The sequence below is a fragment of the Nonomuraea sp. NPDC003707 genome (assembly GCF_053587055.1).
This window is the reverse complement of sequence record NZ_JBSFNK010000034.1, coordinates 49,754-61,157: the sequence shown is the minus strand read 5'-3', so window position 1 is coordinate 61,157 and position 11,404 is coordinate 49,754. Positions and strand designations below refer to the sequence as shown.

Below are 11,404 nucleotides of genomic sequence, written 5' to 3'. Positions count from 1 at the left end.
GGGGGGAGGGGGGAGGGAGCAGGGTCAGGCCGCGGGTGCCTGGTGGTAGACGGAGTGCCAGACCTCGTTGCGGATCCGCCCGAACTCGGGCGACAGCCGCATCTCCTCTGTCCTCGGGTAGGGCAGGTCCACGTCGATGACCTGCTGGACGCGGCCGGGTCTGGCCGCCATGACGATCACGCGCCTGGCCAGGTAGACGGCCTCGTCCACGTCGTGGGTGATGAACATGACCGTGCGCTGCTCCTGGCTCCAGGTGTCGAGGAGCTGGTCCTGCAGCTGCACCCGGGTGAGCGCGTCGAGCGCGCCGAACGGCTCGTCCATGAGCAGGACCTGCGGGTTCACCGCGTACGCGCGGGCGATCGCGCAGCGCTGCTTCATGCCGCCGGACAGCGTCTTGGGCAGCGCGTCGGCGAAGTCGGACAGCCCGACCAGCTCGATCGCCCGCTCGGCCCGCCGCCTGCGCTCGTCGGCGGGCAACTGGGCCAGCTTCAGGCCGAACTCGACGTTCTTGCGCACGGTCAGCCACGGGAACAGCGCGTACTGCTGGAAGATCACCCCCCGCTCGGGCCCCGGCCCGGTGACCGGCACGCCGTCCACCAGCACCTCGCCCGACGTGGGCTCGACCAGCCCGGCCGCCATGCTCATCAGCGTGCTCTTGCCGCACCCCGACGGGCCCACGACCGTGACGAACTCGCGGTCGGCGATGTCCAGGGACACGCGGTCGAGCGCGGTGAACGTGGTGTCCTTCATCGGGTACGTCTTGATGACGTCCCGGAACGAGATCTTGCTGTTCATCGGCGTTCCTGCCAGTCGGTGAGGTGGCGCTCGGCCAGCAGCAGCAGCCGGTCCATCAGCAGGCCGAGCACGCCGATGGCGATCAGGCCCACGAAGATCGTGGACAGGTCGTAGTAGAGCTGGGCCTGCTGCATGCGGAAGCCCAGGCCCTCCTGGGCGGCGATCAGCTCCGCGGCGACCAGCGTGCCCCAGGCCGAGCCGAGCCCGACCCGCATGCCGACCAGGATGAACGGCGTGGAGGCCGGCACCACGACCTTGAGGAAGATCGTCCGGTCGGACGCACCGAGCACGCGGGCGGCGTTGATCAGGGTCCTGTCCACGTCCACCACGCCCTGGAAGGTCGCCACGACGCTGGACAGGAAGGCCGCCAGGAAGATCACGAAGACCTTCGGCACCTCGCCGATGCCGAGGAGCACGATGGCCAGCGGGATGATCGCCAGGGGCGGGATGGTCCGGAAGAACTGGATGTAGGGCTCGAGCAGGCCGCGCGCGGTGGCGTACCAGCCCATGAGGAAGCCGATCGGGACGGCCAGCAGGGTGCCGAGCAGGAAGCCCAGCAGCACCCTGCGCAGGCTGGCCAGCGCGTCGCCCAGGAGCGTGCCGTCGGCGATGAGCTCGCCTGCCTTGGCCGCGACCTCAAGGGGGGTCGGCAGGGCCTGCACGCCCAGAACGCCCAGCAGCGTCCAGACGGCCAGCCCGGCGGCGACCGCGATCAGGTTGAGCGCGACGGCCCGCTGAGGGTGCCTGGGTGCGCGCCGCACCGCCGGGGATTTGGCCAGTGTGGTGAGCTGAGTCATGGTTGCCTCTGCTTGGTGTCCTCGAGGAGGTCGGGGGCGAGATCGGGGCCCGCGGGGTAGCGGGACAGCAGCGGGGACTCGTGCAGCACCAGGGCGATGCCGCCGAGGGCGCCCGCGGCCTCGCCGAGCGTGGCCCGGCGCAGGCTGACGCGGTGCCTGGAGACCGGCATGACCCGGGCGCGCAGCGCCCGCTCGACCGGCTCGATCAGCGCGGGGCCGGTCTCCGCCAGCTCGCCGCCGACCACGATCGCGGAGGGGCCGATCGCGTTGCACACGGCCGCGAGCACGCCGCCGATCGCGCCGCCCACGTCCTTCAGGAGGGTCAGGGCCGTGCCGTCGCCCGCCCTGATCGCCTTCACCAGCTCGGGCACGTCGTCGGCCCGCCCGCCCGCGGCGCGGTAGGCGTCCAGCACGGCTCTTATCGAGGCCACGGTCTCCAGGCAGCCGGCGCCGCCGCAGTCGCAGGGCGCGCCGTCCGGGTCGACCGTGATGTGGCCGAACTCGCCGGACAGCCCGTACGCGCCCCGGTGCAGCGCGCCGCCGACCACCAGGCCGCCGCCGACACCGTGGGACAGGCGCAGGTAGAGCACGTCGCGGTCGCCGGCGGCGGCGCCCCAGATCGCCTCGCCCAGGGCGGCCAGCCTGGTGTTGTTGTCCAGCAGCACCGGCGCGCCGAACCGCTCGCGCAGCAGCGACTGCACGGGGTGGGCGGGCTCGTCCGACTCCAGGTCGTCCTCGGGCTCCGGCCAGCCGACCGGGCCGACCACGCCGGCGCCGATCGCGCTGAGCGCGCCCAGCCGCAGGCCGCCGTCGTTGAGGGAGCCGACGAGCCGTTCGGCCAGGTCCACCCGCTGCTCCCAGGGCAGGTCGGCGTCGTGCGGCTCGCTGGCCGAGCCGACGATCTCGTGGGCCAGGTTGACGGCGGCGACGTGCACCGCGCGGCGGGCGAAGTCGATGCCGATGGCCTGGCCGGCCTCCGGGTTGAGGGTCAGCGTCTCGGCCGGCCGGCCGCGGCCGCGCGGGGCGTCCTGCGGGCTGGCGGTGACGACCGCGCCGCCGGCGACCAGCCCGGCGAGGATGTCGTACAGGGTGGTGCGGGAGAGCTGGCAGAGCTTGCCGAGCTCGCCCCGGCTGAGCGGGCCGTGCTTGCGCAGCAGCCCGAGCACGAGCTCTTCGTGCCCGCGCCTCAGCTGCGCCAAGGGACCACGGGGGTGTGACATAACGCGAAGTGTGCCGACCTTGCGTGTTTTTCGTCAATAACCCGGAAAAAACCACAAATATGGCGATGAGCTGGGAGAACGCCGTGCGAAGGGTTTCGCGGCGCTCGTAACTTTCCGGTAACAGGCCGTGCGCGGTGATCGCCCCGCAAGTCCGATCCGTTGACTTTTGTTTGGATGGTCGCCAAATTAAAGACAGTCCGCAGCCGACCCTGGAAGGCGACCATGAGGCGCTTGCTCGCGGTGTTCCCGGTCCTGCTCTGCGTCCTGCTGGGAGCGCCCGCGGGCGTCGGCGCGGCCGCGCACGAGGTCACGTACGACAGGTACTCGCTGAAGGTGGACGGCGAGCGGCTCGTCCTGCAGTCGGCCGAGTTCCACTACTTCCGGCTGCCGAGCCCCGAGCTGTGGCGGGACGTGCTGGAGAAGCTCAGGGCGGCCGGGTTCAACGCGGTCTCGATCTACTTCTCGTGGGCGTACCACTCGCCGAAGCCCGGCGTGTACGACTTCACCGGCGTGCGCGACGTGGACCGCCTCCTGCGGACCGCCCGGCAGGCCGGCCTGTACGTGATCGCCCGCCCCGGGCCGTACATCAACGCCGAGAGCACCGGCGGCGGCCTGCCCGCCTGGGTGAAGACCGTACCGGGCCGGGCCCGCAGCAGCGCGCCCGGCTACCAGGCCGCCTATCGCGAGTGGCTGCACCGGATCAACCCGATCATCGCCCGGCACCAGGTCACCGGCGGCGGCCCGGTCATCCTCTACAACGCGGAGAACGAGTACCAGGTCAACACCGACGCCGCGTACATGCAGGACATCCAGGACCAGGCGCGGGCGGACGGCATCGACGTGCCGATCACCACCAACGACTGCTGCGACGCCGGGAGCTGGAGCTCGACATGGGCGACCGGCCCGGGGGCGGTGCAGATCCCGGGGGTGGACGACTACCCGCAGTCCTTCGAGTGCGCCACTCCCGAGGTCTGGGGGCCCTGGGGGGAAGGGCTGACCGAGCGGCTGCGCGACGACATCCCGGTGTTCGCCGCCGAGTACCAGGCGGGCGCGATCGACCTGGGCAACGCCGGGTACGACAAGTGCCGCGAGCTGACCGGACCGGCCTACATGAAGTACTTCTACAAGAACAACCTGGTCACGACCGGGGCGACGATGTTCTCGTACTACATGGGGTACGGCGGCACGAACTGGGGCTGGCTGGCCCAGCCCAACGACGTCTACACCTCCTACGACTACGGCGCCGCCATCACCGAGGCCCGGCAGCTCACGCCCAAGTACGACGAGTTCAAGCGCCAGGGCTACTTCCTGGAGGCCGTCGCGCCGCTGGCCAAGACCGATTCGGTCACCTCGCCGGCCGCGCCGGACAACCCCGCCCTCACCACCACGGCCCGCGCGAACCCCGACACCGGCACCCAGTTCGTCCTGGTCAAACATGCCGACCTGGCCGCCACCGGCACGGACGACGCCACCCTCGACTGGGCCGCCCCTGACGGCCGCCACCGGGTGCCCGTGCGGGTCAAGGGGCGCGACGCGCACGTCCTGGTCGCCGGGTACGACCTGGGCGGCCAGCGCCTGGTCCTGTCCACGTCCGAGATCATGACGCACGCCTCCATCGGCGGCCGTGACGTCGCCGTCCTGTACGGCACCGCGGGCTCGCCCGGCGCCACGATCCTGCGCTACGGCTCGCGGCCGGCGGTCAAGGTGCTCGAAGGGGACGTACGGGCCGAGTACACCGAGGGCGACCTGCGCCTCGACTACACGCACGACGGCCTGGCCCGGGTGCTCGTCACGGGCGGCGGGCGGCGGCCGCTGCTGCTCCTGCTCGGCACGGACGAAGCGGCGGCCGGGTTCTGGCGGGCCGAGACGGGGGCGGGGCCGGTGCTCGTCCGCGGCACCGAGCTGGTCCGCTCGGCCTCGGCGAGCGGCGACACCCTGAGGCTGGCGGCGGACACCGCGGGCGGGCAGGTCGAGGTGTTCGCGGGCCCCGCGGCGAGGCGGCTGCGGATCGGCGCGGAGGACGTACCCGTCACCCGCACCCTGAGCGGCTCGCTCCTGGGCGCCACCCGCGCCCCCGAACCGGTCCGCCTGCCCACGCTGACCGCCTGGCGCTCCCGCGCCGAGGCCCCGGAGGCCGCGCCCGGCTTCGACGACTCCCGCTGGACCGCCGCCGACCACACCACGACCATCAGCCCGCACCAGCCGAAGACCCTGCCCGTCCTGTACGCCGACGACTACGGCTACCACTACGGCAACGTCTGGTACCGGGGCCACTTCACCGCCGCCGGATCCGAGACCAGGATCGACCTGAACGCCGTCACCGGCCTGCGCGGCAACTACCTGGTCTGGCTGAACGGCCGCTATCTCGGCTCGGCCGCGGGAGGCGTGGAGGCGGACTCCGGCGACGCGTCGACCCCGCCCAACCCCGACCCGGGCCCCGGCCACTTCGACCTCCCGGCGGGCGTGCTCAGGCCGGGCGCGGACAACGTGATCTCCGTCCTCGTCGCCAACATGGGCCACAACGACGACTGGATCGCCGACGACCTGCGCTTCAAGCAGCCGCGCGGCCTGGTGGCCGCCACTGTCGGCGGCCCTGTCGGCGGCACCCCGATCTCGTGGCGCATCCAGGGCTCACCGGGCACGGACCCGCTGCGCGGGCCGCTCAACAACGGCGGCTTGTACGGGGAGCGCACCGGCTGGCATCTGCCGACTTATCCCGACAAATCCTGGAAAACCGCCAGCGCTGAGCTGGCCCCCGGCGTCACCTGGCTCCGGACCGCGTTCCGCCTCGACCTCCCCAAGAGCCAGGACGCGCCGGTCGGGCTCCGCTTCGGCGGCGACCCGTCGCCCGCGTACCGCGTGCAGATCTTCCTGAACGGCTGGAACGTCGGCCAGTACGGCGGCGACATCGGCCCGCAGCGCGACTTCGTGCTCCCCGCCGGGATCCTGGACGAGCACGGGACCAACACGATCGCCCTGGCCGTCACCGCCGAGCAGCCTGTGGCGGGCCCCGGGCCGATCAGCCTGTTCACCTACGGCAACGTCCGCCAGGGCCGCTGACCGCCGTACTCCGGCGAAGGTCCCTTCGAGGGGGGAGGGGGGCGCCGCGCTCGGGCCCTCGGGCTTCGGAGGGCCGGCCGCCACACGCGGGCCGCTAGTCGCGGTCCGGGACGGCCAGTTCGCCGAGCAGGGACCAGTCGTCCTGCGGGACGGTGGCGTTCACGATGCGCGGCGTCTCGGCGAGGTGGGGCGGCAGCGTCTGCTGGGCCTGCTTGAAGTGGGCCGACTGGACGTGCGCCGCCCCGGCGTCGCCGTCGCGGAACGCCTCCACCAGGACGTACTCCACCGGGTCCTCGACACTGCGCGACCAGTCGAACCACAGGCAGCCCGGCTCGGCCCTGGTCGCCTCGGTGAAGTCGGCGACGATCTCCGGCCAGCGGTCGGCGTGCTCGGGCAGGATGCGGAACTTGGCGGTAATGAAGATCATCGGGCTGGCTCCTTCGAGTCCGTGGGGATCAAGCGTATCGAGATGACGTTGACAGGCATTCATGCATTACCTACCGTTTAGCTAGGTAATGCCTCGGCCCCAAGGAATGCGTGTGAAGAGACTCAAGGGCATCGTCCCCTTCGTCCTCGTCGTCTCCCTGACCGCCTGCGGCTCTCAGCAGCCCGCCCAGCCAACCCAGGACACCTCCCTGACCTGGGCCATCGAGACCCAGCCGCTCACCTTGAACCCCCAGCAATGGGGCCAGAACAAGGTCAGGCTGCTCGTGTTCAACCAGTTCGACGCGCTGCTCTCGCGCCAGAAGGACGGCACGTTCCAGCCATGGCTGGCCAAGTCGTGGAAGGTGTCGGACGACGGTCTGACGTACACGCTGGAACTACGCGACGACGTGACCTTCCACGACGGCACGAAGTTCGACGCGGCGGCGGTCAAGGCGAACCTGGAGCAGTTCCTGGTGCCCGGCTACAACCCCGGCATCGCCTCCATCCAGCTCAAGTCCTTCGCCAAGGCCGAGGTGAAATCGCCGACCACCGTCGAGATCACGCTGAAGGAGCCGGACGCGCTCTTCCTCGACTTCCTCGCCTCGCCCCTCGCGGGGCAGGTCTCGCCGAAGTCGCTGAAGGCGGCCAAGGACCTCAAGTCCGGCGGGCCCGACCTGGTCGGCACCGGGCCGTTCATCCTGGAGTCGTACGTGCGGGGCCAGGAGATCCGCTACCGGCGCAACCCGGACTACAAGTGGCCGCCCGCCGGGTCCGGGCACCAGGGGCCGGCCTACCTGTCGCGGATCACGTACCGGTTCCTGCCGGAGGCGGCGGTGCGCGTCGGCGCGCTCACCTCGGGGCAGGTGCAGGTCATCGAGGGCGTCCCGGCCACCGACGCCGCCATGATCAAGCAGGATCCGGGTCTGACGTACCAGACCTCGCTCAACTCGGGCACCTCCTTCTCCTACTACTTCAACACCGCCCACGCCCCCTTCGACGACCAGCGCGTACGGGAGGCGTTCCGCGAGGCCGTGGACGTGGACGCGGTGTTGAAGGCCGTCTACCAGGGCACCGCCACCAGGGCGTGGAGCGTCGTCACCAAGGGCGGGCCGTTCTACGACGCCTCGCTGGAGGGCGCCTTCGGCGGCGACACCGCCAAGGCCAACGCCCTGCTCGACGCGGCCGGCTGGAAGCAGCGCGACGCCCAGGGCTACCGCGTCAAGGACGGCAGGCGGCTCACCGTGCGCTCCGTCGCCTCCGCGCCGTTCGTCCGCGACCGCCGCGACATCCTCGCCCAGGCCATCCAGGCGCAGGTCAAGCAGAGCGCCGGGATCGACCTCCAGGTCAAGATCGTGGACCAGGGAACGGCGCAGAAGGCCTACACCGAGGGGGAGTACGAGATCTTCGAGAACTCCCGCGGCGACGCCGACGCGGGCGCCGCGCTCAACCTGATCCTGCCGCGCAAGGGGCCGATCAACCGCACCGGCTTCTCCGACCCCGACGTGGAGAAGTGGCTGGCCACGGCCGCGGCCTCCGCCTCCCTGGACGAGCGGAAGGCGCTGTACGCCAAGGTGCAGCAGGCCGTGGTGAAGGACAAGGCGATCGTGTTCCCGGTCTACGTGCCCGCCGACCAGATCGCGGCGCAGAAGAGCGTACAGGGCCTGGGCTTCGAGGCCGGCTCCGGCACGCCGCGCAGCGCGTACGACGTCCGGATCGGCACATGACCGGACAGCCGGCGACGGCCCGCGACAGGGACGCCGTCAAAGCCCGGGTCAGGGGTGTCGTCAAGCGGGTGCTCGCCGGGCTCGCGGTGCTCTGGGCGGCGGCCAGCGCCTCGTACGTCGCGCTGCTGCTCGCGCCGGGCGACACCGTCGACATCCTGGTCGGCGACGGCCCCGACACCCCCGAGATCCGGGCGCGGATCGTCGCCGAATGGGGGCTCGACCGGCCGGAGGTCGTCCAGTACGTGTCCTACCTGTGGCGGCTGCTCCACGGCGACCTCGGCCGCTCGTACCAGCTCCAGCTCGGCGTCGGCGAGATCCTGTCCACCCAGGTGGGCCCGACCCTGCAGCTCACGCTGGCGGCGGCCGGGGTCGGAGTGTCGCTCGCCGGGGTGATCGCCGTCGTGACCGCGGGGCGGGGCCGGTGGCTGCGCGGCGCGGCCTCGGCGGCCGAGCTGGTCTCGGTGTCGGTGCCGCCGTTCCTGATCGGGCTGGTGCTGCTGGCGGTGTTCTCGTTCACGCTCGGCTGGTTCCCCGTGTCGGGCGCGTCCGGGCCGCAGGCGCTCGTGCTGCCCGCACTCGCGCTGGGCCTGCCGATCGCGGGTGTGCTCGGTCAGGTGCTGCGCGGCGGCCTGGAGCGGGCGCTGGAGCAGCCGTTCGCGGTCACGGCCAGGGCACGTGGGCTGAGCGAGCCGCGGCTGGTGGCCAGGCACGCGCTCCGGCACGCGCTGATCCCCGCCGTGACGCTGGCCGGGTGGTTCACCGGGACGCTGCTCGGCGGGGCCGTCATCACCGAGGTGCTCTTCGGCCGGCCGGGGCTCGGGCAGGTGGCGATGCAGGCCGTCACGGGCCGGGACATGCCGGTGGTGATGGCCGTCGTCCTGCTGTCGGCCATCGTGTACGTGACCATCAGCACCCTCCTCGACCTGGCCTACCGCGCCATCGACCCCCGGATCGGAGGCCGGCCGTGACCTCGTCGCGCTCGCTGCTCGCGCCCGCGGCGTTCCTCGTCCTGCTGGCGGTGGCGGTGGCCGCCCCCGGGCTGCTGGCCGGCGTGGACCCGCTGGCGGCCGACCCGGTGAGCGCGCTCGCGCCGCCGGGCGGCGCGCACTGGTTCGGCAGCGACCACCTCGGCCGCGACGTGCTGTCCAGGGTCGTGCACGGCGCCCGCCACTCGCTCAGCATCGGCGTCACCGCGACCGCCCTGGCCGTGGCCGCCGGGGTGCTGCTCGGCCTGGCCGCCGGGCTGTCGCCGAAGTGGCTGGACGAGGCGCTGGCCAGGTCGTTCGACGTCCTGTCCACCCTGCCGGAGCTGCTGCTCGCCCTGCTCGTCATCGCCGTCACCGGCCCCGGCACGGGCAATGTCATCTTCGCCATCGCGGTCGCCCAGATCCCCAACTACGCCCGCGTCATCCGCGCCCAGACCTTCGTCGTGCGCCACGCCGGATACGTCGAGCAGGCCGTCACGTTCGGCCGGTCCAGGGCCGCGATCACGGCCGGGCACGTGCTGCCGAACGTGCTCGGGCCGATCCCCGTCCTGGCCACCATCGGGCTCGGCCAGGCCGTCATCGCCGCCTCCGGGCTCAGCTTCCTCGGCATGGGCCCGCAGCCCCCGGCCGCCGAATGGGGCGCGATGCTCTCAGAGGCCCGCAACTACCTGCGGGTTGCCTGGTGGGAGGCGCTGTTCCCGGGCGTCGCGATCACGCTGACCGTGGTCAGCCTCACCGTCGTCGGCCGCCGGCTCCAACGCCGCTTCGAGGGGAGAACCCCATGACGACCTTTGTCTCCCCTCCGACGGTCGCCACCCTGGTCGCCGTGGAGGACCTGCGCGTGAGCTTCGGCGGGACCGAGGTCGTGCGCGGCGTCTCCTTGTCGCTCGCCCCGGGCGAGTGCGTGGCCGTCGTCGGCGAGTCCGGGTCCGGCAAGAGCGTCACGGCCCGCACGCTGCTCGGCCTGGCCGGGCCGGGCGCCACCGTGCGGGCGGCCGCGTTCAGCGTCGGCGGCCGGGACGCGCTCGGCTTCGGACCGGCGCAGTGGCGCGGGTTGCGCGGCGGGTTCGCCGGGCTGGTGCTGCAGGACGCGCTGGTCTCCCTCGACCCGCTGCGGACCGTGGGGGCCGAGATCGGCGAGGTGCTGGCCGTCCACGACGTCGTCCCGCGGGCACGGCGCCGCGACAGGACGCTCGAACTGCTCGACGCGGTCGGCGTGCCCGATCCGCCGCTGCGTGTCGGGCAGCACCCGCACCAGCTCTCCGGCGGGCTGCGGCAGCGGGTGCTGATCGCCTCGGCCATCGCGGCCGGACCCGAGCTGATCATCGCCGACGAGCCGACCACCGCGCTCGACGTCACCGTGCAGGCCCAGATCCTGCGGCTGCTGGCCGCGCGCCGGGCCGCCGGCTGCGCGCTGCTGCTGATCAGCCACGACCTGGCCGTCGTCGCCTCGATCGCCGACCGCATCCTCGTCATGAAGGACGGCCGCGTCGTCGAGGAGGGCCCTGCCGGGAGCGTGCTGTCGGCGCCGTCGCACGACTACACCCGCTCGCTGCTGGCCGCCGTCCCGTCGGCCGCCTCCCGGGGCACCCGCCTGTCCACCGCGCTGCCAGGCTCGCCTTTGCCTCGGCGCACGCCGAACCCGTCGGCGCCGGTGCTCGCCGGCACCGGCCTGTCCAGGTCGTACGGGCCGCGCCGGGTGGTCGACGACGTCTCGTTCACCCTGTGCGAGGGCGAGACGCTCGGCGTCGTCGGCGAGTCGGGCTCGGGCAAGACCACCCTGGCCCGCCTGGCCCTCGGCCTGCTCGAACCGGACGCGGGCCAGGTCACCCTGCACGGCCGCCCGTGGAGCCAGGTGCCAGAACGCAAGCGCCGCCCGCTCCGCCGCCGGATCCAGCTCATCTCCCAGAACCCGCTCGACTCCTTCGACCCCCGCCACACCGTCGGCCGCCTGGTCGCCGAGCCGCTCGACCTGCCCGCGGCCGAGCGCCGGGCGCGGGTGCTCGACCTGCTCGAACGCGTCGGCCTGCCGCCCGGCGTCGCCGGCCGCCACCCGCGCGAGCTGTCGGGCGGCCAGCGGCAGCGCGTCGCCATCGCCAGGGCCCTCGGACCCCGCCCCGACGTGCTGGTCTGCGACGAGCCGGTCTCCGCGCTCGACGTCTCGATCCAGGCCCAGGTGCTGGACCTGCTCGCCGAGATCCAGGCCGAGTACGGTACTGCCATGCTGTTCATCAGCCACGACCTCGGCGTGGTGCACCACGTCAGCGATCGGGTCCTGGTCATGAAGGACGGCCGGGTGGTCGAGGAGGGCGACGTGACGGAGGTGTTCACCCGCCCCCGGCACCCGTACACGCGGGAACTGGTCGCGGCGGTTCCTCGGCTTTCCTGAATTTCCT

At 72.5% G+C, this 11,404-nt stretch carries 9 protein-coding genes; 5 read left to right on the top strand and 4 right to left on the bottom strand.

The features are described from left to right. Positions 1–24 precede the first annotated feature (24 nt). The 3 genes from ACWDRB_RS52260 to ACWDRB_RS52250 are packed head-to-tail and all read right to left on the bottom strand — an operon-like array spanning position 25 to position 2,812. Positions 25–795, bottom strand: coding sequence for an ABC transporter ATP-binding protein (locus ACWDRB_RS52260; protein ID WP_397373340.1), 771 nt, complete (start codon positions 793–795; stop codon positions 25–27). Further along, the gene (locus ACWDRB_RS52255; protein ID WP_449907792.1) at positions 792–1,592 is read right to left on the bottom strand and encodes an ABC transporter permease; all 801 of its coding nucleotides are present in this window, start codon (positions 1,590–1,592) and stop codon (positions 792–794) included. The genes ACWDRB_RS52260 and ACWDRB_RS52255 overlap by 4 nt, the downstream gene beginning before the upstream one ends. Then, positions 1,589–2,812: an ROK family protein gene (locus tag ACWDRB_RS52250; RefSeq protein ID WP_449907790.1), complete on the bottom strand. Its 1,224-nt coding sequence runs from the start codon at positions 2,810–2,812 to the stop codon at positions 1,589–1,591. Before ACWDRB_RS52250 ends, ACWDRB_RS52255 begins: the two co-directional genes overlap by 4 nt. A 222-nt stretch (positions 2,813–3,034) precedes the next feature. Here ACWDRB_RS52250 and ACWDRB_RS52245 point away from each other — a divergent pair, with 222 nt between their 5' ends. Then, a complete protein-coding gene (locus ACWDRB_RS52245) occupies positions 3,035–5,872 on the top strand; it encodes a beta-galactosidase (RefSeq protein ID WP_449907789.1) in 2,838 nt (945 codons plus the stop codon). Positions 5,873–5,966: 94 nt separating this feature from the next. Here ACWDRB_RS52245 and ACWDRB_RS52240 read toward each other — a convergent pair whose 3' ends face one another. Beyond that, a complete protein-coding gene (locus ACWDRB_RS52240) occupies positions 5,967–6,299 on the bottom strand; it encodes a putative quinol monooxygenase (RefSeq protein WP_357745995.1) in 333 nt (110 codons plus the stop codon). A gap of 112 nt (positions 6,300–6,411) precedes the next feature. Between ACWDRB_RS52240 and ACWDRB_RS52235 the strand changes: the two genes are divergently transcribed. Genes ACWDRB_RS52235 through ACWDRB_RS52220 form a run of 4 tightly spaced genes read left to right on the top strand, consistent with a single transcriptional unit; the run spans position 6,412 to position 11,397 of the window. Beyond that, a complete protein-coding gene (locus ACWDRB_RS52235; protein WP_449907786.1) occupies positions 6,412–8,022 on the top strand; it encodes an ABC transporter substrate-binding protein in 1,611 nt (536 codons plus the stop codon). Further along, positions 8,019–8,990, top strand: a complete 972-nt coding sequence (locus ACWDRB_RS52230; protein WP_449907784.1) for an ABC transporter permease — start codon at positions 8,019–8,021, stop codon at positions 8,988–8,990. Before ACWDRB_RS52235 ends, ACWDRB_RS52230 begins: the two co-directional genes overlap by 4 nt. Continuing rightward, the gene (locus tag ACWDRB_RS52225; RefSeq protein WP_449907782.1) at positions 8,987–9,793 is read left to right on the top strand and encodes an ABC transporter permease; all 807 of its coding nucleotides are present in this window, start codon (positions 8,987–8,989) and stop codon (positions 9,791–9,793) included. The genes ACWDRB_RS52230 and ACWDRB_RS52225 overlap by 4 nt, the downstream gene beginning before the upstream one ends. Then, positions 9,790–11,397, top strand: a complete 1,608-nt coding sequence (locus tag ACWDRB_RS52220) for a dipeptide ABC transporter ATP-binding protein (RefSeq protein ID WP_449907780.1) — start codon at positions 9,790–9,792, stop codon at positions 11,395–11,397. The genes ACWDRB_RS52225 and ACWDRB_RS52220 overlap by 4 nt, the downstream gene beginning before the upstream one ends. The last annotated feature ends 7 nt before the right edge of the window (positions 11,398–11,404 follow it).